Below are 21,878 nucleotides of genomic sequence, written 5' to 3' on the forward strand. Positions count from 1 at the left end.
AGTTATTGTCTCACAGCTATCCCGGCCTGGCGCAAGTCGCGCTTCAGGTCAGGGATGTGAATGATCTTTTTGTGGAAGACGCTGGCCGCCAAAGCGCCCGAAACGTCGGCCTGGTCGAACACGTCGACAAAGTGCTCCGGTGACCCGGCGCCGCCCGACGCCACCAGTGGAATATCCAGCAGGTCGCGCACCAGACGCAATTGCTTCAGGTCGTAACCCTTGCGAACCCCGTCCTGGTTCATGCAGTTGAGCACAATCTCGCCGGCGCCACGGTCGCGGGCCTCTACGACCCAGTCCAGGGTACGGCGTCCGGCCTGACGGATCTTGTCCGGATCGCCGGAATACTGATGGACGTAATAGTCGTTGTCCATTTCACGACTATCAATACCCACGACGACGCATTGCGACCCGGCCATGTCAGCCAGTTCGTTGATCAGGTCGGGCCGTTCCAAAGCCGGCGAATTGATCGACACCTTGTCGGCGCCGCTGTTCAGGCATTTGACCGCCTGTTCGGCCGAACGGATGCCGCCGGCGACGCAGAACGGGATATCGAGCGCGCGAGCGATGTCGCGGACCCAGTTGTAGTCGACCGTCCGGCCCTCCGATGACGCCGTGATGTCGTACAGCACCAGTTCGTCGGCGCCTTCGTCACGGTAGCGCAGTGCCATGTTGACGGCGTCGCCCAGCACTTCGTGGCCTATGAACTGCACGCCCTTGACGACCTGGCCGTCCTTGACGTCGAGACAGGGGATGATGCGTCTAGCCAACATTTAAAGCGGCCTTTAAATCTATCAATCCCTCGTAAATCGCCTTGCCGACGATGGCGCCGTGGACACCAAGGGTCTTGAGTTCGTAAAGGTCCTCAATCGAACGGACCCCGCCCGAAGCCTGAATTTCCAGGTCAGGCCGCTTGCGCCGCAAGGCCGTCATCAGCGCCATGTTCGGTCCCATAAGCATGCCGTCGCGCGACACATCGGTAACCAATATGCGCTGCGCAATGCCCACCGGGTAGTAGTCCAACACGTCCCACAGCGAAATGCCCGAACCTTCGACCCAGCCATGCAGGGCAGCGTCGAAATCGCCGTCGGTCGTTGGCAGGACGTCTAAAGCCAGGGTGATTCGGTCCTTGCCGAAATCGCTCAGCCAGCCGCGGACCTCGTCCGGGTTCTTGACCGCGGCCGACCCGACGACGACGGCGGACACGCCTTCGTCGAGCAGGGTCTGGACGTGGGCGCGCGTGCGGACGCCGCCGCCGGTCTGGATCTTGGCCTGGGACGCCTTGGCCAGCCGACCGATGAGGTCGTGTTGCTGCGGCGATCCGGCCCTGGCGCCGTCCAGATCGACGATGTGCACCCACTGCGCATGCTCGCCGTTGAACAGGCCCAGTCGTTTGAACGGGTCGGAGTCGTACTTGGTGACGGCGTCAAACCGGCCCTGCGACAGGCGGACACATTCTCCATTGATCAGGTCGATGGCGGGGTAGAGAATCATTTTGTTCTGCAAAGTCCTTGCGTGACACAACCAACGCCTCACCCCAACCCTCGCCCCACTAGAGGGGAAAGAGTTGAGGTGAGGGGTACTCGAACTAAAGCTTGACGAAATTCTCCAAAATCCGGGCGCCGGCGACCGATGACCGCTCCGGGTGGAACTGACAACCCCATACCTGGCCCTTGCGAACCATGGCAGCGAAGGGTGCGCCGTAGGTGGCAGTCGCGAGGGTAAAATCATTGACGGGACAGGCGAACGAGTGGACGAAATAGGCGTAGTCGCCGTTCGAGACGCCGGCGGTCAGCGGATCGTCGAGGGTGACCTGAAGCTGGTTCCAGCCCATGTGCGGCACGACCAGGTCTTTCGAGCCCTCCATCCGGGTAACGCGGCCGGGAATCAGCCCCAGGCATTCGACGTCACCCTCTTGCGAACTGTCGAACAATAGCTGCTGACCGAGGCACACGCCAAGTATCGGGCTTTTGAGATTTCTCAGAAGCGCGAATAATCCCAGCTCATGGATCCGGCTCATCGCGAAGCCGGCGGCGCCGACCCCCGGGAGGACGACTTTGGTCGCCGCGGCGATTTCCTCGGCATCGGACGACAGACGCGCTTCGACGCCCAGCCGTTCCAAAGCAAAAAGTACAGACGCGGTATTCGCACACCCGAGTTCAACGATCGTGATCATGCCAGCATGCCCTTGGTGGAGGGCAATGCGTCGCCTTCGATGCGCGTCGCCTGGCGCAGCGCCCGGCCCAGGGCCTTATAACAGGCCTCGGTCTTGTGGTGGTCGTTGCCGCCGCTAACCTCGACATGGATCGAGGCGCCCAAAGTTTCCGACAGCGAACGGAAGGCGTGGCCGGTCATCTCGGTCTGGTAGTCGCCGATGTGTGTCGACTGAAAATCGCCCTTGAAGACGCAGAACGGCCGGCCGCCCAGATCGATGCTGACCTTGGCCTCGGTCTCGTCCATCGGCAGGACGAAACCGAAACGGGCCATGCCGATGCGATCACCCAGCGCCTGTTTCAGTGCTGAACCGAAAGCCAGCATGCAGTCCTCGACCGTGTGGTGGCCGTCGATGTGCAGGTCGCCTTCGCAGGCCAGTTGCAACGAGAAGCCGCCGTGGGTCGCCACCTGGTCCAGCATGTGGTCGAAGAAGCCGATGCCGGTCTCGATCTTGACGGGCTTGGGCTGGTCGAGATTGACCAGGACCGAAATCCGCGTCTCCTTGGTGTCGCGCATGACCTCGCCGACGCGGGGCGGCTTGGTTTCGTCGGCGACGTCAAGCGCCTTCAGGATGCGGTTGTTGGTGGCGATATCGCCCAGCGCCATCAGCAGACCGGTCGGCGTCACCTGGGGCGACAGGCCCAGGCGTTTCAAGGCGGTCTGGGTGGCGATCAGGTTCTTCGGTCGCAGCAGGAGGAAGGGGCCGTCGTTCAGGTCGAACGATTCCAGCAGACTGGAGTCTTTGAGGCAACCGCGCAGGCGTGCCTGTTCACTGCGGATAAGGTCAATGCGTGCCTGGACCGACAAGGCGCGCGACGGCGACAGGGCGCTTTCGGCAGCGCGCACCGACGGCGTCGGCAAAGGGTGGGGCTCGCAATACTTCAGTAAACCCTGAAGCGTCTTGGTGTTGGCGATCAGGGCGCCGACACGGGCGCCGGACATGCCGAACAAAAAGGACATGCTTTTCAACACGATGACATTGGGCTCGCCGGTCGCCAGTTCGGTCAGCGAGTTGTTGGAGGCGTCGGCATAGCTTTCGTCGATGACCAGCAAGGTCGGGAAGATCTCGACCGCCAGGGTGCGGGCGGCAACGAGATCAAGCGCTCGTCCGTCCGTCTGGCTGGGGTTGTCGATCAGGTAGAAGCCGCCGCCACGCGTCAAGGTGCCGGTTTGGGGCGGCTTTCGGATGGTCAGGTTATAGACGCTGCACAAGTCCTCGATATAGTGATCCTGGCCGGCCCAGATGAATTCGTGGCCGTGGACGCGCAGGCGGCGCATCAGGATTTCCAGGCCGTGCGAGGCGCCGCGGGTGACGCTCAACTGGTGTTGCTCGACACCGTAGAAGGCGGCCATGCGCTCGCGCAGCGGCTCAAGCGAGGGCGGGATCGACTCAAGAGCCTGTCCGCCGAGAGACGAGAAGGGAGAGTTAAACATGGATCAAAACCTCGGGGGTTTTGGTGGTTTTTCTTGCTTCCGTCACGCTACACCTCCAGCCTGAAATCTGCGGCCAGGGCGTGCGCTTCAAGACCTTCCAGACGGGCGAGGCGGGCGGCGGCAGGGGCGATGGCGGCGGCGCCTTCGCGGGTCGCCTTCTGAACCACAAAGCTGGTCAGGAAGGACCGCACCGTGATGCCGTCATAGGCCTTGGCAGCGCCATCGGTCGGCAGGACGTGGCTGGGGCCGGCGGCATAGTCGCCGAAGGTTTCGGCGGCATAGGTGCCGGCAAAAATGGTCCCTGCGGCGGTCAGCAGCGGCACGATGGCATCAACGTCCTCTATCTGGATGGCGAGGTGCTCAGGGCCGTAAAGATTGGACACGTGGGACGCTTCAGAAATGCCAGAAACGATAAAGACGCGGGCTTGATTGAGGGATGCCTTGGCGATAGCGGCGCGCGGCAGACCCTCGACCTGGACGGCGACCTCGGCGATAACGCGTTGTGCGATGTCAGCCGATAGGGCGACGAGGATGACCTGGGCGTCGGCGTCATGTTCGGCCTGGCTGAGCAGGTCGGCGGCGACCAGTTTCACGTTGGCCGTATCGTCGGCGATAACCAGCAGTTCCGACGGGCCGGCCGGCATGTCGATAGCCAGGCCCGAGACGCGCTCGGTGGCGTATCTCTTCGCTTCGGTGACATACTTGTTGCCGGGGCCGAACAGCTTGTCGGCCGCGGGAACGCCATCAAGGACACCAAGCGCAAGGGCGGCGATGCCGTGGGCGCCGCCGACAGCCCACATTTCATTCAGTCCAGAAGCTGCGGCACAGGCGATCATCATTGGGTGGATCGAGCCATTCTTCGCCGGCGGCGTGATACAGACGCGGTTGGGTACGCCGGCGACGGCTGCCGGCACAGCGGTCATGATCAGGGTCGAGAACAGTGGCGCCAGGCCGCCCGGGATATACAGGCCAGCCGTGGTGATCGGGCGGAAAAGGCGTCGCAAGGACAGGCCCGGCTTGGGCGAAATGACGGGGCCGTCGCCGGGCAGTTCCGCTTGCTGAAAGGCGCGGACATTCTCGATAGCCAGTTCCATGGCGGCGAGATCGTCTGATGTCAGTTGGGCGCGTGCAGCATCGACAGTGCTTTCGCCCAATTTGATGTAACGCGGCGCGTAGCCGTCGAGTTTCACCGCCCAGTCGCGTAAACCGTCCAGGCCGCGCGCCCCGATATCGTCGAAGATCTCGCGCACCCGCGCCAAAACAGTCGGGTCGCGGCGGTTTTTCGGCCGGGCGAGGGCGGCCTTGCGCTGCGTCCCATCCAGTTCTTTCCAGATGAAGGTGCGCATCACGGCATCATTTTTTCGATGGGCAGCACCAGGATGGCCGAGGCGCCCGCCGCCTTCAGCCGGTCCAGGGTCTCCCAGAAGACGCTTTCGTCGCACACGGCATGGATGGCGACCATGGACGGGTCGACCAGGCTCATGATGGTCGGGCTGCCGGAACCGGGGATCAGGGCGATAATCTCATCGAGATGATCGCGCGGCGCGTTCATCATGACGTACTTGGCACCGGTCGACTTGGTGACGCCGTCGAAGCGACGCACCACCATGTCGTAGATATGCGCCAGGTCGGGTTGTGGGGCGTGCGGTGCCTTGATCAGGACGGCCTCGGATTTCAGCACCAGTTCGACGGGCTTGAGGTTATTGACCTCCAGCGTGGTGCCGGTGGAGACCAGGTCACAGATGGCGTCCGCAATATGCATCCGCGGTGCGACCTCGACCCCGCCGCGCATCTCGACGATGTCGGCGGTGATGCCGTTCTCGCTCAGCCATTGTTTCAGAATATTTGGATATGACGTGGCGATGCGCTTGCCGGCGACGCTCTGCGGCCCCTGGTAGTCGAAACCGGTCGGCACGGCCAGTTTCAGCGTGCACTTGCCGAACCCTAAGCGCATCACGATGATATCTTCCAGGTCCTTGTCCGGGAAGTGTTCCTTCAGCACGTTGAAGCCGACGATGCCCAGCTCGGCGACATTGTCGTCCACGAAGGTCGGAATGTCGTCGTCGCGCACCCGCAGCAGGTCGATCGGATGATTTTCGACCCGGTACAGCAGTTCGTTGGCGCCGCGGATGGCGCGCAGGCCAGCGCCGGTGATCAGCTCCAGCGAGCGTTCGGCCAGGCGGCCGGACTTCTGGACAGCGATGCGGAGGCGGGGTTCGGTCATAATTCAGGTCTTCTGTTTTTTATCGGTTTTCATGCGGGCGAGCACCGCGCGGTAGCCCTGATGAGGCATATTGTTCAGAAAATTGGCGACACGGGTGACTGTGGTGGTCGAGACGCCGGTCTGGTCTGAGATCTGGCGGTAGGACATTTCACCGTCATCCAATAGCCAGGCGACGCGGAAGCGTTCCGCCAGGGCCCGGATCTCCTTCGGCGTGCACAGGTCGGTCAGGAAATCCTTGACCTCCTCCTGGCTTTTTAGCTCCAGGAAGGCCTGATGCAGAAGGGTGATGTCGTCCTTGAGGCTGGGATGGTCGGCCGCCATACGCGTGTCTCCGGGTGTGCCAGCGGGCTGATACGTCAGCCGGCTGCGGTGCGCAAGGGAAACTATCCCGTGATGTCGCCGGAAAGTGCTGTACCATGTGGGCAGACGTCGGTCATGACAGCTTTCCTCCTCTTGGATGTTGTATCAATGTGTTATCGTGCTAATACATTTTGGCGTTTTCGTTGTCAACCGAACTCAGGCGATTTTTGCGACCCTTGACGATTGTCCGATCAGCTTCCACGATACGATTCTTTTTTTGAGGGGACTTTTTCATGCGCAAACATCTTTTTTTTCTGGCCCTGCCTTTGCTGTTTCTGGCAGCTTGCGAACGGGCGACCTCCAATACCCAGACGGTTATTTCCGACGACTGCGGCGTTAACTGGAAGCTGATAGCGGTTGGCGAGATGGTGCCGTCGCGTGTCGGCGTCTGTGCGCTGAAGGTCACGGTGCCCAGCTTTCCGATGCAGGGCGACACCCGGTTTCGCGTGGCGTTCCAGAACAGGGCTCTGGCCCATGCCGAACTGGCCTATTCCTATGAGATCACCGATCCGCTGAAGTTCATCTCCAACGCGAAATACCTCGGCAAGCAGAACGCTAAGGCGGACGACAAGGCCAACGATTCCGGCCGTTATGAAGGCGCGGAGAACATGGTGATCGACATCATCCTGCGCGATATTGCCACCGAGGACCTGATCGCTACCTCGATCATCGATTTCGACCAGGCCAAGTTCGAGGCGGCCTATCTGGCAAGGATCAACAAGAAACTGGCCGAGCGTGGCGTCACCATCCAGGCCCTGACCTTCAATATCGTGCCGGACGACCAGACGCGCCAGGCCATCGACGTGATTTCGGCGCGTAATGTCTATGCCAGTTTCGGGTTATCAGAATTGGGCGACCGGATCATGGTCGCCCGCGCCGGCGCCAGTCGCGTCGATCTCAACGTCGAGAAAGCCGGCCGCGAGAACTGAAGTCGGTAACGGGAAGGGGCGCCGAACTTAGCAATGAGCGCGCAAAAAGGCAGATTGCGCGCTCGCAAAGAAGGTTTCGGCCGCTTCCGGCGTCGCAAAGGCTGCCTTGGGCACGATCAGGGCGTGGTTGGAGCCGGTGAAGATCAGAATCGTCGCCGTGGTCTCGCGGACGTCCGCAACGTCAGACCATGCCGTTTCCCCATGCGCCCCGGCCTTTATCAGCCCGGTCTGCGACAGGGTCAGGGTGCTGGTCGTGGGGGACCGCACCAGAAAGGCGGCGGATTGCCAGAGATAGGCGAAGACCGGGCCGATCACAAAGGCGAAGATCGCTGCGAATCCAAAAGATGTCATCAGGCCGGTGACGATGAACAAGCCGCGCATCCCAGCCTCCACGGGCACACCGAAGAACACAACGCCCTCTGCATCAAGCGAAGTGCCCCAAAGAAAAGGCACTAGGGTAACGGCTGCCATAATGACTGCGTAGACGGCAAACCGTATCATGTTGCTGCGGCTAAGGGTAAACCGGGCCACCCAAGCAAGGACGAAATCGTGATAGTTCGGCCAGGCGATACGGTAGTCCCGGACGATTAGGGGCGTGTCGGTCATATCTCAATCAGCACGTCCGGCAATTCGTTGGGATTGTCGCCGGTCGGCGGGAAGTGCTGGCTGAGGGCCGCACCGCATACGGCGATGGCCTCCTCGAAGCCGCCCGTAGTGTCGCCGGCCTTGATGTGCTTCAGCAGAATGGTGACCGTGTCGTTCCAGAAGGTTTTGTCGACCTTGGCATAGATGCCGCTGTCGGCAATGACCTCGACGACATGTTCCTCGACCGCCAGGAAGATCATCACTCCGGTCCGGGCGGCCGTCAGGTGCAGGCCTCGGGCGTAAAACTGCTCCAGAGCCTTTTGGTGGACCTTGGCGCGGCGCGTCGCCAGCGGCGTAAGCGCCAGTTTGAGGCCCGTGAAGCGGATCAGAGCATAGGCCGCGACAAAGACGGCCAGTTGCATGCAGGCATAGGTGAAGATTACCTCCCACATGGCCAGGGTACCGTCGACGGCAATGCTGTTCCAGCCGAGGACAGAGGTCAGCACGCCAGCCAGCCAGTCGTGGGGCAGCATGCCGGTCCCTGCCATGATCAGAGGCAGGATCATGGCCAAAGCGGCCGCCCAGCCCAGCGGCGTTTCACCGTAGTCGAGCGCCTTGACCTTGACGATGCAGGTAATCTCTCCCGACGTCGTGGACTCGGCCTTGGCGATGGCGGCATTGATGCGGCTGTGGTCGATAGTCATTGTGGTCATTTTCACCAGCTCCCGCTTGAACCGCCGCCGCCGAACGACCCACCGCCGCCCGAGAAGCCGCCACCGCCACCGCCGGACCATCCACCGCCCCGGCCGCCGCTGAGCAACTGGCCCAGGATGAACCATTTCAGCCAGCCGGGCGAGAACAGGAACAGAATGAACAGGATGACGATGATGATGATCATCGGAAAACCACCGCCATTGGAGCTGCCGCTTTCGATGTTCTGGGTGGCCGCAGCCTGGGCTTTTTGAACGGCGACCTGGCGGTCCATGGCCAGTTGCTCGACGATGGCGTCAGCCCCCTTGGTGACGCCCGCCTCGTAATCGCCAGCCTTGAATTCCGGAAGAATGACGTTGCGGATAATGATCGACGACAGAGCGTCAGTCATTACCGGTTCCAGGCCATAGCCGACCTCGATGCGCACCTTGCGGTCATTGGGCGCCACCAGCAGCACAATGCCATTATTCTTGTAAGTCTCGCCGTTGGACGCCTGGACCTGGCCTTTCTGGCCGATACCCCAGGCGCGGCCCAGTTGGTAGGTATAGTCCTCGATGGCGTAGCCCTGCAGATCCTTGACCGTGACCACGACCACCTGATCGGTGGTCGCGTCTTCCAGACCCTTCAGTTTCAGATCGAGGTCGCGCTCGACGGCATCGGACAGGATGCCGGCCTCATCGATGACGCGGGTATTGTTCTGCGTCGGGAACTGCGGCGCGGCGAAGGCGACACTTGTAGCCGCTGTCGCACAAAGAACGAGCGTCAGCAAGGCCACGAGCCATGGCCGGATGGCCGAGAGGGCGAGGCGGATCATTGGCTTTGGCCTTGCTGCTGCGGCTTACTTGGACGTATTTGCGCCGACATCCGAGAAGTCGACGGTCGGAGCGACGTCGGCACCTGCGGGGGCCGTGAAGTACTGCATCGGCTTGGAACTGCCGTAGACCGTTTTCGCCCAAACGATGCTGGGGAAGGTGCGCAGAGTTGTGTTAAAGTCCTGAGCGGCCTCGTTATAGTCCTTGCGGGCGATAACGATGCGGTTCTCGGTGCCTTCCAGTTGCGACTGCAGAGTCAGGAAGTTCTCGTTCGACTTCAGTTGCGGGTATTGCTCCTGAATGACCATCAGGCGGCCGAGCGCCGACGACAGCCCATCCTGGGCTTTCTGGAATTGCTCAAACTTGGCCGGATCGGTGATGGTCGAGCCGTCCACGGTGACCTGGGTGGCCTTGGCGCGGGCCTCGGTCACGGCGATCAGGGTCGTGCTTTCCTGCTTGGCGGCACCCTTCACCGTGGCGACGAGGGCCGGCACCAGATCGGCGCGGCGCTTGTACTGGTTTTCGACCTCGGACCACTTGGCCTTGGCGGCTTCTTCCTTGGTTGGGATGGTGTTGAAACCGCAGCCCGCCAACCCGAGGGCCAGACCGGCAACAGCAACCAGACCCAAAATGCGCTTGAACATAAAACAGCTCCCTAGTGCCCATGCGGGGAGCCGTCAGCCCCCCGATCCGTAAACATGTGGCCCGTCTTAACCCATTTTTAAAGGGGGCAAAAGGGTATTTGGCGTCATCCGGCCTTCAGTTTTGCCGTTTGGGCCTTCAGTGCCTCGTTGGTTCTCGCCAGATATCCCCTCACTTGCGCCTCCCCGACAAGCGGGGAGGCGCAAGATAAGCGATAAAACCGAGATACATAAAGGCCGCAGGCTCACACGGTGCAGGCTGAAATTATCCTACTTCTTCGTGATCTGGTCGAAGACGCCGCCGTATTCGAACTGCTCCTTCTGGACCTTGGTCCATCCGCCAAAGTCGGCGATCGAGGCCAGCTTGAGTTGCGGGAAACGATCGGCATATCTGGCTGCCACCGCCACGCTGGTCGGGCGGTAGTAGTTTTGGGCGATAATCTCCTGGGACGCATCGTCATAGAGATAGTTCAGGTAGGCATTGGCGAGTTCGAGACTGCCGTTCTTTTCGGCAACCTTGTCGATAACGGCGACTGGCGGCTCGGCCAAAACAGAAATCGACGGCACAACGATTTCAAACTCACCCTTACCCAGTTTCTCAACCGACAGGTGAGCTTCGCTTTCCCAGGCGAGCAATACGTCGCCAACGCCGCGTTCGACAAAGGTCACGGTCGAGCCGCGGGCACCGGTATCCAGCACCGGCACATTCTTGAACAAAGCCTTGAGGTACTCAAGCCCGCCAGCGTCGCCGCCAGCCTGACGGCCATAGGCATAGGCGGCGAGATAGTTCCAGCGTGCCCCTCCCGAGGTCTTTGGATTGGGGGTTATGACACCCACGTCCGGCTTGACCAGGTCGCCCCAGTCCTTGATGGCCTTCGGGTTGCCCTTCTTGACCAGGAAGACGATGGTTGAGGTGTAGGGTGAAGAGTTGTGCGGCAGGCGGCCCTGCCAGTCCCTGGGCAGGAAGCCGGTCTTTTCGGCGATCGTGTCGATGTCTGCTGCGAGCGCCAGCGTAACGACATCGGCATTAACGCCGTCGATGACCGACCGTGCCTGGGCGCTGGAACCGCCGTGTGACTGGCGCACTGTCACGTCAGCATTACCCTTGCCTTTCCACCAGGCGGCGAAGGCGGCATTGTACTGTTCGTAAAGTTCGCGCGTCGGGTCGTAGGACACGTTCAGCAGCTTCGTCGCATTCATCTTTGCTGCGGGCCTGGAGCAGGCACCGAGGGCAACGGCCGAGGCGGCCAGGGAGCCCGCGAAAAGTTCACGCCGGTTCATAAGGTTGTCCTTTCGTAGAGGCGAGTTTACCCGCGCCGCGGAAATTGGCGGCGCGGGTAAAAAAATACAAGTGAATTAAAATGCCTTGCGAACCGTTACGCCGTAGGTACGCGGGTCACCGGGTTGACCATAGATGGCGCCCGAATTACCGGCCTGAACCGTAGTGAAGGCGAGGTATTCCTCATCGAGAGCGTTTTTTACCCAGAAAGTGACGTCGGTGCCGCCGTCACCGCGGAAACCTGTACGCAGGTTGAGCAGGGTCGAGCCTTCGATCAATGCATATTTCGACACCGACGCGTCGGAATACCAGTCGGAGCGGTAGCTCAGATCGAAACTACCGAACACCTCGCCATTGGCAGAGCTAAGTTTGGCGGACTTGCGCCATTCGCCGCCCACGGATCCGCTCCATTCGGACACGCCGGGAAGGCGTTTACCAGAAAGGTCATAAGCCGCCGTGGTCGCGGTCAGGAATTCCAGCGGCGGCGGTCCGTTACGGAACGAGTCGTACTTGGCGTCGGTCCACGACAGGGTGGCATAGCCGGTAAACCAGGCACTGGGACGCCAGGCAGTATCGACTTCGAAACCGCGCACGGTCACCTTTTCCACATTGGCCAGGTAACCGCGCAACGACCCCGGACCATTGTCGACGACATTGGCCTGGTAGTCGTCGATGTCGGTGGCGTAGGCGGCGAAGTTGGCGGTGACGGTCCGGTCAAAGAACTGCGTTTTCAGGCCCAGTTCCAGATTGGACGTGTCCTCCGGCTTGATCACGGCGCTGACCAGGGACGGATTGCCGGCCGCATCTGTCGGGATGCCGGCGGCATTGATGCCGCCCGACTTGTAACCCCTGGCCAGGGTGACATAGCCCAGGATATCGTCGCTGAAATCATAGGCAACGCTGAGCAGGCCGGTCGGACTCTGGTCAACAAAGGCGGCCTGATAGGTCTGGTTTCGGGCGATGCCGTTCTTGCGCGAGATCAGGGTGGCATCAAGGGTCGCCAGGCCGCCGGAAACGGTTTGGGCGAACTTGGCCGACTTTTCCTCATAGGTGTAGCGCAGGCCGCCGGTCAGGTGCAGCCTGGGTGTCACGTCCCAGGTAACCTGCCCAAAAGCGGCATAAGAGGTGGTTTCCGAATGGACGTCGGTGTCGGCACGGTAACCGGTCAGGAGATTGCCGGGCACGCTGGACCCGATCAGCCACAAGGCCGCGTCGGAGCCCCATTCCTCAACGCCATTGGTCTGGACCTCCTGGCCGAAGGCGTAAATCCCGGCGACCCACTTGAAATTGCTGTCACCATCCGAAGACAGACGAAACTCCTGGCTCCACTGGTTCTGGGCGGAAGGGTTGTTCGACTTGGTCCGGATCGAGAGGGCGGTGTAGTCGCGGTCGTTCTGCGGTGTCCAGTCCCAGGCCCTTACGGCGGAGATCGAGCTGAAGGTGACATCGCCCAGGTCCCAGTCGACACGGGCCGAACCACCCTGCAATATCTGACGCGCTTGCAGCGGTGAGTTGACATCGACCAGGCGGTCGTAGGGATTGGTCGAGGCCGGGGCGTAGTTGAACAGGCCAGCCAGGAAAGGGAACTGGGTGTTGGCCGGGCGCTGGGTTGCACCGTAGCGCACGAAGACCTGGGTGTTGGCTTCCGGGTCCTGATAGGCGTAGTCGTAGCTGAGCTTGACGTCGACGTCCTGCGTCGCCCGGATCAGAAGTTGGACGCGGGCGGCCTGGCTGTTGACATCCTGCTGATGGGTCTTGGTGGTGGTGTTGTAGAACCAGCCGTCGCGGCGGGTCGACCCCAAGGCGATGCGGCCAGCGATCTTGTCGGTCAACGCACCCGAAAGCACGGCCTTGGCCTGGACGAAGCCGTAATTGCCGCCGGTTACCTCGACATTGCCTTCCGGCGTAAAGGTCGGGGCGTTGGTGACCAGGTTCAGTGCGCCGGCCGTGGTGTTCTTGCCGAAAAGCGTGCCCTGCGGGCCGCGCAGGACTTCGACGCGGTTGATGTCGAGCAGGTCGACGACAGCCGAGCCGGGTCGGGCGTAATAAACTTCGTCGACATAGATGCCGACACCTGACTCCAGCCCGTCGTTGGTGAGGCCGATATTGCTGCCCAGACCGCGGATGGTAACGGCAGTGTTGCGAGGATTCTGCGACAGGAACTGCAGGCTGGGCTGTAGCTTGGTTACCTGTTCGATCGAATAGGTGCCGGTGGCTTCCAACTGGGTGCCGGACAGAACCGACACCGCGACCGGCACGTCCTGGACGTTTTCGTTGCGGCGGCGCGCGCTGATGATGACCGTCGTGGTGTTGCCAGAGACGGCAGCGGATTCGCCGGGCGTTGTCTGAGGCGAGGCCGCGGCATCGGCAAAGGCAGGCAGTACGGGGAGGGCAAAGGCAAGGGCCGTCGTGGCCAGAAGCAGGTTTCTCATGGCAGGTCTCTTTTTGTGGCTGTGTGCTGTTGTTAAGAACGGCGCGACTTCCAGAGGTCCGGTCAGATGGCCATTTGTGCGGACTATTTCCGCATTTCAGGAGATGCTTTCTGTGAGGGGTTTGCCGTTCACGTCGAAGCGGGTCTTTTCACTTTTTTCGATCTGCACGACACGGGAGTCATGGATAACAATCTCCAGGGCGCCGAAACGGATGTTGCGCAGGGTGTTCAGGATGTGACGCTCGGCCTCGCTGAGGTTGAAATCTGGGCGCACGGACAGGTCTGACGGTACACTCATGTGATCCTCGTCTGGAAAGCAGGATAGGGGAGGAAACGAAAAGGATTTAGGCGGATCGGGCTTCGAGAAGATCAGGTGCGGTTACCAGGTCCTGCAAACATCGGCCGTCCAAAATGGCCGACATGGCGTCACGGACATCGCGCATTAGCCGGCGCAGGTGACAGGTGGTCTCGTCGCGGCAGTCGTCGCATTTCTGGTAGGCCGTCAGGCTGGCACAGCGGATGGGCGCCAACGGACCATCGATGATGCGAATAACGTCGCCGAGATAGATATCGGCGGCCGGCCGGGCCAGAAAATAGCCACCAAAGATGCCACGCTTGGAATCGACGATGCCATTTTGGCGCAGTTCCTGAAGAATATTGTCCAAAAACTTCTGCGGTATGTCTTCAGCCTCCGCGATCTGCTTGCTGGGCAGGGTCGCAGAGGTGCTTTGAGCCATATGGATCAGCGCCTTCAACGCGTATTTGGCTTTCATGGATAGCATGTGTTGCCTCTCCGATGCCCGATTAAATCTACACCAATTTGATATGTTTTAATGGCAATCGGGTCAATGGTATTTAAACTAAACTGATCGTGTAGAAAATTAGACTGATTTGTGGCTGATCGCCACACAATGTCGTATGTGATAAAGTAGTTACGTGGCGGCGCGATGCGCCCCACCAAATACCAAGCCTCATAAAGAATGACTCTTGATATTCGCATTTTTTCAGCTCAAGCGCCGCATGGCTCCTCGCAAAAGCTCGGGCGCGCAGTCGCACTTGCCAACCCACGATGAGTCAAGATTTTCGCGGGTTGGTATAAAGCGTGTCGCTGTTGACTTTATATCCATATATCATGTAATCTTGATGTATGGATAAGATGCAATCGCTTAATGCCTTGGGTGCACTCAGCCAGGAAACCCGCCTCGACGTTTTCCGTCTGCTGGTACAGGTAGGCCCCCAAGGTTTGCCTGCGGGCGAGATCGGCGAGCGTCTCGGTGTTCGCCAAAACACCATGTCCGCCAATCTGTCCGTCCTGGCGCACGCCGGGCTGATCCGCGGCGCGCGCCAGGGGCGCAGCATCCGCTACTTTGCGGACATGAGCGGCTTAAAGGGCTTGCTGAGCTTCCTGATGGAAAACTGCTGCGGCGGTACCCCGGAGTTGTGTCAGCCGGTTATCGCCGAACTAACCTGCGCGTGCTAAGATCGTGACGAACAGTTTCTCCACATTACGCAAGCTGGTGGCTGAGGGCCTGGGTACTGCGCTGCTTCTCGCGATCGTCATCGGTTCGGGCATTATGGGCGAGACGCTGGCCGCCGGCAACACGGCCATCGCCTTGCTGGGCAATACGCTGGCGACCGGGGCGGGCCTCGTTGTTCTCATAACCCTGTTCGGCCCTGTATCGGGCGCCCATTTCAACCCCGTGGTAACACTGGCTTTCGTTCTCCGCAGGGAGATGAGCCTGGGGCTGGCCGCCGGATACATCCTCGCCCAGACGGTGGGGGCTGTTCTTGGGGTCTTTGCCGCCCATGCGATGTTCGGCCAGTCCATTATGCAGGTTTCGACCAGGCTTCGGGACGGACCTTCGCTGGCGTTTTCGGAGGCCGTGGCGACCTTTGGGCTGTTGGCGACGATCCTGGGCTGCATGCGCTTCAAACCGGACTTCACACCCATCGCCGTCGGCCTGTACATCACGTCCGCCTACTGGTTCACGGCCTCGACTGCGTTTGCCAATCCAGCTGTGACGATCGCTCGCAGCCTTTCGGACACGTTTGCGGGCATCGCGCCATCGTCCGTTGCACTGTTCGTCGCCGCCCAGTGCGTCGGCGCCGTACTGGCTGTCATAGTCTTCCGTTGGCTTCTGTCGCAGCAAACGACCGCCAACACGATCAAAGCTGAGGTTGAACTGTGAACGTAACCATCTATCATAATCCCGATTGCGGCACGTCGCGCAATGTCCTGGCGGCCATAGAAGCGGCCGGATACGCTCCAGCCGTGATCGACTATCTGAAGACCGGCTGGACGCTTGATCAACTGCGCAAGCTGTTTGCCGACGCAGGCCTGACACCGCGCCAGGCCCTGCGCGAAACCAAGTCGCCGGCGAAGGAGATGGGGCTGCTGGAGCCCGGCGTCGATGACGCGCACATTCTGTCGGCGATGGTGCAGGAACCCGTCTTGGTAAATCGACCGTTTGTTGTCACAGCCAGGGGAACGAAGTTGTGCCGCCCGTCCGAATCCGTGCTTGATGTGCTGGATACATGGCCTGCTGGCCCCTTCCACAAGGAAGACGGTGAGTTGATGATCGATGCTGACGGCCGCCGTGCGTCAAGCTGAACAGGCGAACGAAGCCACGTTCGACCCCATAGCCGCCGAGGCGCCAGGTTTACGTGACCTTTTGGCGGCCGAAGGTATGCTGACAGGCGACCTGCATAAGCCCAATCTCGTCTTCTGGAGTCTTTCCAGAAGCGGCGACGTCATCGGCTTTGTCGGCCGTGAGCTTTGCGGTGACGACGCCCTTTAAAGCGCAATCCGATAAGGTGGACGCCACCGCACGGGCGCTCCCGTTTTCGGATAAATTGCGCGACAAAACAGAAACTTAGAGCGGGGTTTTGATTCCATCAAAACTCATCCCGCTCTAGCCTGCACCTTCAAGAGCGCCTCGACCTTCTGCTCGAGTTCGCGGGCATCGAACGGCTTGGAGATATAGTCGTCCATGCCCGCTTGCAGACAGGTCTCGCGATCGCCCTTCAGGGCGTGCGCCGTCATGGCCAGAATCGGGATGCGTGTCCGGCCGCAGGCCCGCTCGGCCTGGCGAATCTGCTGCGTCGCTTCGAAACCGTCCATATCCGGCATCTGGACGTCCATCATAATCAGCGCGTACCGACCGGTCCACCAGTGCTCGATGGCCTTGCCTCCGTTGCCAACGACGTCGCAGTCGTAGCCTAAACGCTTGAGCAGGGTGGTGGCGACGAGGGCGTTGGCCGGATGGTCCTCGGCCAGCAGGATGCGGTGGCGCGCGGAGCCGGGGTGGCTGTCCGTGTCAGCGCCATGCGGTTCCGGTTGGCCCGAAGCCAGGAGGGGAAGCGCCAGGGACAACGCGAATACAGTCCCTTCGCCGACCGTGCTCTCGACCGTCAGCCGCCCGCCCAGCATTTCACTCAGGCGGCGGCTGATGGCGAGGCCCAGGCCTGATCCGCCGAAACGCCGGGAGATCGAAGCGTCCTCCTGGGTGAACTTGTTGAAGATGTGCTCGATCTTGTCGGCGGCGATTCCGACTCCTGTGTCGCTGACCCGGATGGTCAAAGGCAACAGGTCGCCGCGCATCGGCTCTGCCGTGACCTCAACCTTGATACGGCCGGATTGCGTGAACTTAACCGCATTGGACAACAGGTTCATCACGATCTGCTTTACCCTCAGGACGTCGGTTTCGACCACCGTCTCGGTGGGCAGGCCGAAGCTGAGCCCGCAGTCCAGCCCCTTTTCGCGCGCCTTGACCTCGGCGATGTCGAGGCATTCGCGCAGCGTCGCGTGCAGCAAGCACGGGGCCCGTTCCAGTTCGACCCGGTCGGCCTCGATTCGTGCCAGGTCCAGCACGTCGTTGATCAACTGCATCAGGGTGTCTGCGCTGTCCTTCATGGTCTGAAGGTATTTCGGATAGGCGTCCGTGTTGGTCTTGTAATTCAGCATAATATGGGTCAGGCCGACGATGGCGTTCAGCGGCGTCCGGATCTCATGCGACATGTTGGCCAGGAATTCCGACTTGGCGCGGTTGGCACTTTCGGCGGCGATACGCGCCTCGACCATGTCCTGGATGTCGGTGCACGTACCATACCAGGCGTTGCGTATGCCGGAAGCCTCGCGCACCGGCACGCCGCGGGCCTTGAACCAGCGGTAGCCGCCGTCGAAGCGGCGCAGGCGGTATTCCGTCTCGTACAGGCCCTCGCTGGCGACGGCCGCATTCCAGGCGTCGAACATAGCGTGATGGTCGTCGGGGTGCAGGCTGTCGACCCAGCCCTCGTTGATCAGATCGGCCATAGGTCGACCGGTATAGTGGGCCCACTGTTCGTTGATGTACGACACGCCGGCGTCGTGACCGGTCGCAATCCACACCAGTTGCGGCATGGCTTCTGCAAGACCGCGCCACCGTTCCTCGCTGTTACGCAGGGCAATGTCGGCTTCGCGGCGCTCCGTAGTGTCGTGGAAATACACGGAGACGCCGCCGCCTTCGACCGGATAGATGCGCACTGAAAACCATCTTTGCCATGGCGCATAAAAGTTTTCGAACTCGACCATGGTGCGCTCCGCCATGGCGCGGCGCAGGTGATCTTCTGTCGATGTCCCGACCGCGTGGGGAAAGGCCTCCCAGTGGGTGATGCCGATGAGGGCGTCCGGGTCGACGCCTCGGCTGGCAATGATATCCCGCCCGGCGCCGTTCATGTAGGTGATACGCCAATCCCGGTCCAGCACCATAATACCGTCCCGGATGCTTTCCAGGACGCGCTTGACCTGCGCCTCACCCTCATGGCGCAGGGCGGCCATTTCCAGCTGGGAGCGGACCTTAGCCACCAGCTCACGGGCGTTGAACGGCTTGACCAGATAGTCGTCGACTCCGGCGCCAAGTGCCTCGACCCGGGCTTCTTCGCCGGCGCGGGCGGACAGCATGATGACCGGAATCTGCCGGGTGGTTTCCTGGCCGCGCAGGCGCTGCAGCAGGCCAAAGCCGTCAAGATTGGGCATCATGACGTCGGTCAGGACCAGGGAGGGCGCCCCAGCCGGACTTTGAGCCTGGATCGCCTGCCAGGCCTGCTCGCCGTCGGTGACGGCCACGACCTCGTAGTCGTCACTGAGAAGACGTTGTATATAGTGGCGCATATCGGCATTGTCATCGGCCAGAATGACGCGCGGGCGCGCCCGGTCCGGCCTATCCAGCACAGCAAGTACGGAGTCCGCCGCCTGGGGTAACCAGCGCAGGGCCTCCTCGACAAATACGTCAGCCCGGCGGCTGCCCGGTATGGCGGACTCGTCACGGATCTGGTCGGCCGGCAGGTGAGACGTGCCGAAGGGCAGGCGGACGTAAAAGGTGCTGCCACGGCCCACCTCGCTGTCGACCCGGACCTCGCCGCCATGCAGTCGCACCAGTTCGCGCACCAGGGCCAGGCCGATTCCGCTGCCTTCGATGCTGCGGCCGTTCAGACCTTCGATACGGTGGAAGCGCGTAAAGATATGGTCGCGCTCGTGCTCGGGGATTCCGGGGCCAGTATCGCGCACCGCCAGGACGGCATGGCCGTCGTCTTCGCTCAGACGAATTTCGACTTCGCCAGCCAGAGTGTATTTGAAGGCGTTGGAGATCAGGTTGAGGACGATCTTTTCCCACATTTCGACATCGGCGTAGACGGGTTGCGTCAGGGGCGGGATGTCGAGGCGGTAGTCGAGATCGGCCTTGTCCATGGCAGAGCGGAAGTTGCTCGCCAGTTCGCTGGTAAAGTTGGCGAGGTTTACGGGCTGGAAGATCGCCTGGGCGCGGCCGGCCTCGATGCGCGAAAAGTCGAGCAGGACATTGACCAGCTTAAGCAGCCGCAGGGCGTTGCGGTTGGCGATGTTCAGCCGGTCGCGGTCGCGCGCGGTCGTCGCCGGGTCAGCCAGAACCTCCTCCAGCGGTGCCAGAAGCAGGGTCAGAGGTGTGCGAAATTCGTGGCTGACATTGGAGAAAAAGGTCGTCTTGGCGCGGTCGAGCTCGGCCAGGGTCTCGGCACGGCGGCGTTCGTTCTCATAGGCCTGGGCGTTGGCGATGCCGGCTGAAATCTGGCCGGCCACCAGCGTCATGAAGCTCTTGTAGTTTTCGTCATAGAGTCGATAGGGGTTCAAACCCGCAATCAGCACGCCGGCGCTGGCTTGCTCGCCGGCGGCGACGATGGGCTGGACGAGGGCGCAACTCGGGCTTACCGGCCAGGCGCCGCGGGGGAGGTTCTCCAGGCCGCTGACCAGGCGGGTTTCGCTGCTATCACTTATCAGCCATGGCGCGGAGCCGGTCATCAGGCGGTGCGGCGCCGCGGCATGGCCGGGCGCTATGCCGGTGGCACCGGCCAGGATCAGGTCGTCGCTGTCGTGCTCGTCCGGAACATAGATCAGAGCGAAGGGCAGATCGTGCGGATTGTTACTCAAGGCGCTCAGGGTCTGGGCGCAGGCCTGCGCCACGGTACGGGCGTCGGTAAGGGAAGACGCCAGGTCCCGCAGCAGGGCAACCTGGCGGTCGTTGATGACCCGGCGGGTGTCCTCGGTATTGGCGCAAATGATGCCGCCGGGTTCGCCTGTGTCGTCGGGGATCGGTGAATAGGAAAAAGTGTAATAGGTCTCTTCGGGATAGCCGTTGCGCTCCATCACCAGGAGTTGTTCTTCGACGTAGGTGCCTTCGTTGCCGCTCATGGCAGTGGCCAGCATTGGGCCAATATCCCCCCAGATATCGGCCCAGACGACCGAGGTCGGCTGACCCAGCATGTGCGGGTGTTTGCCGCCGATGATCGACCTGTAGGGATCGTTGTAGAGGAAGACGAGGTCTGGTCCCCAGCCGATCCAGATCGGTTGGCGCGACGTCAGCATTATGCGGACGGCGGTCTTGAGCGCTTGTGGCCAGTGGGAGACGGGGCCGAGCGAGGTCCGCGACCAGTCGAACTGCCGCATCAGGGCGGCGGTCTCGCTCTCGCCCCGAAACAGGTCGGCGGCAGCGGAATCTAACATGTCAGGTCGTGCCGTATCCGCCAACGCGCGTGTCTCCCCAGCTCCACATTTAGAATGGAACTCCGCATAAGGATTCAATGTGATGATAGCGCGTTGTGATAGGCCAAGCCCACTGAAACCTTGCGAAAGGGCACTTATGGCGTATGTACAAGTCCCGCAGGAGTTTTACCATGCAGCGCCATCTCTTCAACCACGACGGTTTGCGATTCTCCTACCTCGATAGTGGCGGCGAGGCCCCTGTCCTGCTGCTGCTTCATGCCCGCGGGATGCAAGCGTCCGACTTCAACTCAGTTGCCGGCCGATTTGCGCCAGGCTGGCGGGTGGTCGCCCTCGACCAGCGCGGCCACGGCGAGACCAGTCCGGCGCAAAACGTGAAGCCCCAGGACTATGTTGGCGACGTGGGTGCGCTTCTGGACCATCTGTCCATTGCCAGGCCGGTGGCCCTGCTGGGACATTCGCTGGGCGGGGAAATTGCCTCACGATTTGCCGCCGCCCATCCCAAGCGTGTGCGTGCCCTGATCATTGAGGACATGATTGTGCGTCACCAGCATGACTATGCCCTTGACTGGGAGGAGTCTTTGAAGGCCTGGCTGGCGACGTCGTTGCCTGCCCTTGTGCTGCGTGCTGGCAAACGTCCGGTCGTGCAGGGGGAGGATGTGAAAGAGAGGGTGCGCCGGCGACCCAATACACTTCTGGTCACTATCGACAGTGGCCAGTCCATCCACATCGACAAACCCGATGCCTTTGTCGCTACGGTGCTCGATTTCCTTGGCCGCCTGACAGGTTACGAAGCGAGTCTGCTGGTCGATGACGCCGCGTGATTGGCAGCACTCGCTGTAAAGTGCTGCTAACAAATTGAATTTATTGTAAAAATAGCTTGCTAAACCGCGGGCTTGTGGCACCATTTTGTGTGTGTGTCAACCTGAGGTCTATCGGTAATGCGCGTATCGCCTGAGTTCCGTCTCCAGATGCAGGGCTATGGTCTAACGACAGCCCACATACTCTATCACATGCCGGATTTCCGTTCCGTCCTGCAGACCTTTGTCTGGCAGGAGTACGATATCGCTCCGGATTTCCCGCATATGCGCAAGTTCCTCGATTTCTGGGAGCAAAATCTCGACGGCCCGCTGCATTCGGTGCGCTATAACCACCAGCGTCTTATCCGGCCGGGCGAATGGCGCGCGGTCGGCGGCGAGTTTACCCTGCATTAATGGCTGCTGGTGCGAGACCGGGTTGGGGCTTGCGCCTA

General features: G+C 61.2%; 23 protein-coding genes. 7 read left to right on the forward strand and 16 right to left on the reverse strand.

Annotation, left to right across the window (positions count from 1 at the left end; translation table 11 throughout):
- Window positions 1-2: 2 nt before the first annotated feature.
- The 7 genes from hisF to ABAC402_RS29345 form a co-directional block, all read right to left on the reverse strand.
- A complete protein-coding gene (gene hisF, locus ABAC402_RS29315) occupies window positions 3-770 on the reverse strand; it encodes an imidazole glycerol phosphate synthase subunit HisF (protein WP_023449308.1) in 768 nt (255 codons plus the stop codon).
- Complete coding sequence (gene hisA, locus ABAC402_RS29320) at window positions 760-1,491, reverse strand: 1-(5-phosphoribosyl)-5-[(5-phosphoribosylamino)methylideneamino]imidazole-4-carboxamide isomerase (protein ID WP_023449309.1); 732 nt, start codon at window positions 1,489-1,491, stop codon at window positions 760-762. The genes hisF and hisA overlap by 11 nt, the downstream gene beginning before the upstream one ends.
- Before the next feature lie 94 nt (window positions 1,492-1,585).
- Window positions 1,586-2,173 carry an imidazole glycerol phosphate synthase subunit HisH gene (gene hisH, locus ABAC402_RS29325; RefSeq protein ID WP_023449310.1) on the reverse strand — a complete coding sequence of 196 codons (588 nt, stop codon included), beginning with the start codon at window positions 2,171-2,173 and terminating at the stop codon, window positions 1,586-1,588.
- The gene (gene hisB / locus ABAC402_RS29330) at window positions 2,170-3,645 is read right to left on the reverse strand and encodes an imidazoleglycerol-phosphate dehydratase HisB (RefSeq protein WP_023449311.1); all 1,476 of its coding nucleotides are present in this window, start codon (window positions 3,643-3,645) and stop codon (window positions 2,170-2,172) included. Before hisB ends, hisH begins: the two co-directional genes overlap by 4 nt.
- Before the next feature lie 47 nt (window positions 3,646-3,692).
- Window positions 3,693-4,991, reverse strand: a complete 1,299-nt coding sequence (gene hisD, locus ABAC402_RS29335; protein ID WP_023449312.1) for a histidinol dehydrogenase — start codon at window positions 4,989-4,991, stop codon at window positions 3,693-3,695.
- Window positions 4,991-5,869, reverse strand: a complete 879-nt coding sequence (gene hisG / locus ABAC402_RS29340; protein WP_023449313.1) for an ATP phosphoribosyltransferase — start codon at window positions 5,867-5,869, stop codon at window positions 4,991-4,993. Before hisG ends, hisD begins: the two co-directional genes overlap by 1 nt.
- Window positions 5,870-5,872: 3 nt before the next feature.
- Window positions 5,873-6,190 carry a YerC/YecD family TrpR-related protein gene (locus tag ABAC402_RS29345; protein WP_023449314.1) on the reverse strand — a complete coding sequence of 106 codons (318 nt, stop codon included), beginning with the start codon at window positions 6,188-6,190 and terminating at the stop codon, window positions 5,873-5,875.
- 272 nt (window positions 6,191-6,462) lie between these two features.
- Between ABAC402_RS29345 and ABAC402_RS29350 the strand changes: the two genes are divergently transcribed.
- The gene (locus ABAC402_RS29350) at window positions 6,463-7,158 is read left to right on the forward strand and encodes a hypothetical protein (protein WP_023449316.1); all 696 of its coding nucleotides are present in this window, start codon (window positions 6,463-6,465) and stop codon (window positions 7,156-7,158) included.
- 27 nt (window positions 7,159-7,185) lie between these two features.
- On the opposite strand, the gene ABAC402_RS29355 is transcribed toward ABAC402_RS29350, so the two are convergent.
- The 8 genes from ABAC402_RS29355 to ABAC402_RS29390 form a co-directional block, all read right to left on the reverse strand.
- Entirely contained in the window at window positions 7,186-7,764 is a 579-nt protein-coding gene (locus ABAC402_RS29355; RefSeq protein ID WP_023449317.1) for a YcxB family protein, read from the reverse strand.
- Window positions 7,761-8,456, reverse strand: a complete 696-nt coding sequence (locus ABAC402_RS29360) for a TPM domain-containing protein (RefSeq protein WP_031235508.1) — start codon at window positions 8,454-8,456, stop codon at window positions 7,761-7,763. The genes ABAC402_RS29355 and ABAC402_RS29360 overlap by 4 nt, the downstream gene beginning before the upstream one ends.
- 2 nt (window positions 8,457-8,458) lie before the next feature.
- Window positions 8,459-9,268, reverse strand: coding sequence for a YgcG family protein (locus ABAC402_RS29365; protein WP_023449319.1), 810 nt, complete (start codon window positions 9,266-9,268; stop codon window positions 8,459-8,461).
- Window positions 9,269-9,292: 24 nt separating this feature from the next.
- Window positions 9,293-9,910 carry a LemA family protein gene (locus ABAC402_RS29370; RefSeq protein ID WP_023449320.1) on the reverse strand — a complete coding sequence of 206 codons (618 nt, stop codon included), beginning with the start codon at window positions 9,908-9,910 and terminating at the stop codon, window positions 9,293-9,295.
- A gap of 267 nt (window positions 9,911-10,177) precedes the next feature.
- Window positions 10,178-11,188, reverse strand: a complete 1,011-nt coding sequence (locus ABAC402_RS29375) for a sulfate ABC transporter substrate-binding protein (protein ID WP_023449321.1) — start codon at window positions 11,186-11,188, stop codon at window positions 10,178-10,180.
- 75 nt (window positions 11,189-11,263) lie between these two features.
- Window positions 11,264-13,618: a TonB-dependent receptor gene (locus ABAC402_RS29380; RefSeq protein WP_023449322.1), complete on the reverse strand. Its 2,355-nt coding sequence runs from the start codon at window positions 13,616-13,618 to the stop codon at window positions 11,264-11,266.
- Between the two features lie 96 nt (window positions 13,619-13,714).
- Window positions 13,715-13,915 carry a YezD family protein gene (locus ABAC402_RS29385; protein ID WP_023449323.1) on the reverse strand — a complete coding sequence of 67 codons (201 nt, stop codon included), beginning with the start codon at window positions 13,913-13,915 and terminating at the stop codon, window positions 13,715-13,717.
- Between the two features lie 46 nt (window positions 13,916-13,961).
- Window positions 13,962-14,399, reverse strand: coding sequence for an Rrf2 family transcriptional regulator (locus tag ABAC402_RS29390; RefSeq protein WP_031235510.1), 438 nt, complete (start codon window positions 14,397-14,399; stop codon window positions 13,962-13,964).
- A gap of 374 nt (window positions 14,400-14,773) precedes the next feature.
- Between ABAC402_RS29390 and ABAC402_RS29395 the strand changes: the two genes are divergently transcribed.
- Genes ABAC402_RS29395 through ABAC402_RS29410 form a run of 4 tightly spaced genes read left to right on the forward strand, consistent with a single transcriptional unit; the run spans window position 14,774 to window position 16,415 of the window.
- Window positions 14,774-15,097, forward strand: a complete 324-nt coding sequence (locus tag ABAC402_RS29395; protein ID WP_369751395.1) for an ArsR/SmtB family transcription factor — start codon at window positions 14,774-14,776, stop codon at window positions 15,095-15,097.
- Window positions 15,098-15,101: 4 nt separating this feature from the next.
- Window positions 15,102-15,806: an MIP/aquaporin family protein gene (locus ABAC402_RS29400; RefSeq protein WP_031235512.1), complete on the forward strand. Its 705-nt coding sequence runs from the start codon at window positions 15,102-15,104 to the stop codon at window positions 15,804-15,806.
- Window positions 15,803-16,228, forward strand: a complete 426-nt coding sequence (gene arsC, locus ABAC402_RS29405) for an arsenate reductase (glutaredoxin) (RefSeq protein WP_023449327.1) — start codon at window positions 15,803-15,805, stop codon at window positions 16,226-16,228. Before ABAC402_RS29400 ends, arsC begins: the two co-directional genes overlap by 4 nt.
- On the forward strand, window positions 16,215-16,415 hold the full coding sequence (locus tag ABAC402_RS29410) for a hypothetical protein (protein ID WP_155847361.1): 201 nt from the start codon (window positions 16,215-16,217) through the stop codon (window positions 16,413-16,415). Before arsC ends, ABAC402_RS29410 begins: the two co-directional genes overlap by 14 nt.
- Window positions 16,416-16,519: 104 nt before the next feature.
- On the opposite strand, the gene ABAC402_RS29415 is transcribed toward ABAC402_RS29410, so the two are convergent.
- Window positions 16,520-20,629 carry an ATP-binding protein gene (locus ABAC402_RS29415; protein ID WP_023449329.1) on the reverse strand — a complete coding sequence of 1,370 codons (4,110 nt, stop codon included), beginning with the start codon at window positions 20,627-20,629 and terminating at the stop codon, window positions 16,520-16,522.
- Window positions 20,630-20,799: 170 nt separating this feature from the next.
- Between ABAC402_RS29415 and ABAC402_RS39200 the strand changes: the two genes are divergently transcribed.
- Both ABAC402_RS39200 and ABAC402_RS29420 read left to right on the forward strand, forming a co-directional pair.
- Window positions 20,800-21,450 carry an alpha/beta fold hydrolase gene (locus tag ABAC402_RS39200; protein WP_052025294.1) on the forward strand — a complete coding sequence of 217 codons (651 nt, stop codon included), beginning with the start codon at window positions 20,800-20,802 and terminating at the stop codon, window positions 21,448-21,450.
- A gap of 117 nt (window positions 21,451-21,567) precedes the next feature.
- Window positions 21,568-21,840, forward strand: coding sequence for an usg protein (locus ABAC402_RS29420; protein ID WP_023449331.1), 273 nt, complete (start codon window positions 21,568-21,570; stop codon window positions 21,838-21,840).
- Window positions 21,841-21,878 lie beyond the last annotated feature (38 nt).

Origin of the sequence: Asticcacaulis sp. AC402 (assembly GCF_000495835.1) — a bacterium.
Lineage (GTDB): Bacteria > Pseudomonadota > Alphaproteobacteria > Caulobacterales > Caulobacteraceae > Asticcacaulis.

Bases quoted from the DNA above. Each gene is read 5' to 3' on its own strand.
- hisF (WP_023449308.1), bottom strand. From the start codon at position 770: ATGTTGGCTAGACGCATCATCCCCTGTCTCGACGTCAAGGACGGCCAG.
- hisA (WP_023449309.1), bottom strand. From the start codon at position 1,491: ATGATTCTCTACCCCGCCATCGACCTGATCAATGGAGAATGTGTCCGC.
- hisH (WP_023449310.1), bottom strand. From the start codon at position 2,173: ATGATCACGATCGTTGAACTCGGGTGTGCGAATACCGCGTCTGTACTT.
- hisB (WP_023449311.1), bottom strand. From the start codon at position 3,645: ATGTTTAACTCTCCCTTCTCGTCTCTCGGCGGACAGGCTCTTGAGTCG.
- hisD (WP_023449312.1), bottom strand. From the start codon at position 4,991: ATGCGCACCTTCATCTGGAAAGAACTGGATGGGACGCAGCGCAAGGCC.
- hisG (WP_023449313.1), bottom strand. From the start codon at position 5,869: ATGACCGAACCCCGCCTCCGCATCGCTGTCCAGAAGTCCGGCCGCCTG.
- ABAC402_RS29345 (WP_023449314.1), bottom strand. From the start codon at position 6,190: ATGGCGGCCGACCATCCCAGCCTCAAGGACGACATCACCCTTCTGCAT.
- ABAC402_RS29350 (WP_023449316.1), top strand. From the start codon at position 6,463: ATGCGCAAACATCTTTTTTTTCTGGCCCTGCCTTTGCTGTTTCTGGCA.
- ABAC402_RS29355 (WP_023449317.1), bottom strand. From the start codon at position 7,764: ATGACCGACACGCCCCTAATCGTCCGGGACTACCGTATCGCCTGGCCG.
- ABAC402_RS29360 (WP_031235508.1), bottom strand. From the start codon at position 8,456: ATGACCACAATGACTATCGACCACAGCCGCATCAATGCCGCCATCGCC.
- ABAC402_RS29365 (WP_023449319.1), bottom strand. From the start codon at position 9,268: ATGATCCGCCTCGCCCTCTCGGCCATCCGGCCATGGCTCGTGGCCTTG.
- ABAC402_RS29370 (WP_023449320.1), bottom strand. From the start codon at position 9,910: ATGTTCAAGCGCATTTTGGGTCTGGTTGCTGTTGCCGGTCTGGCCCTC.
- ABAC402_RS29375 (WP_023449321.1), bottom strand. From the start codon at position 11,188: ATGAACCGGCGTGAACTTTTCGCGGGCTCCCTGGCCGCCTCGGCCGTT.
- ABAC402_RS29380 (WP_023449322.1), bottom strand. From the start codon at position 13,618: ATGAGAAACCTGCTTCTGGCCACGACGGCCCTTGCCTTTGCCCTCCCC.
- ABAC402_RS29385 (WP_023449323.1), bottom strand. From the start codon at position 13,915: ATGAGTGTACCGTCAGACCTGTCCGTGCGCCCAGATTTCAACCTCAGC.
- ABAC402_RS29390 (WP_031235510.1), bottom strand. From the start codon at position 14,399: ATGCTATCCATGAAAGCCAAATACGCGTTGAAGGCGCTGATCCATATG.
- ABAC402_RS29395 (WP_369751395.1), top strand. From the start codon at position 14,774: ATGCAATCGCTTAATGCCTTGGGTGCACTCAGCCAGGAAACCCGCCTC.
- ABAC402_RS29415 (WP_023449329.1), bottom strand. From the start codon at position 20,629: ATGTTAGATTCCGCTGCCGCCGACCTGTTTCGGGGCGAGAGCGAGACC.
- ABAC402_RS39200 (WP_052025294.1), top strand. From the start codon at position 20,800: ATGCAGCGCCATCTCTTCAACCACGACGGTTTGCGATTCTCCTACCTC.
- ABAC402_RS29420 (WP_023449331.1), top strand. From the start codon at position 21,568: ATGCGCGTATCGCCTGAGTTCCGTCTCCAGATGCAGGGCTATGGTCTA.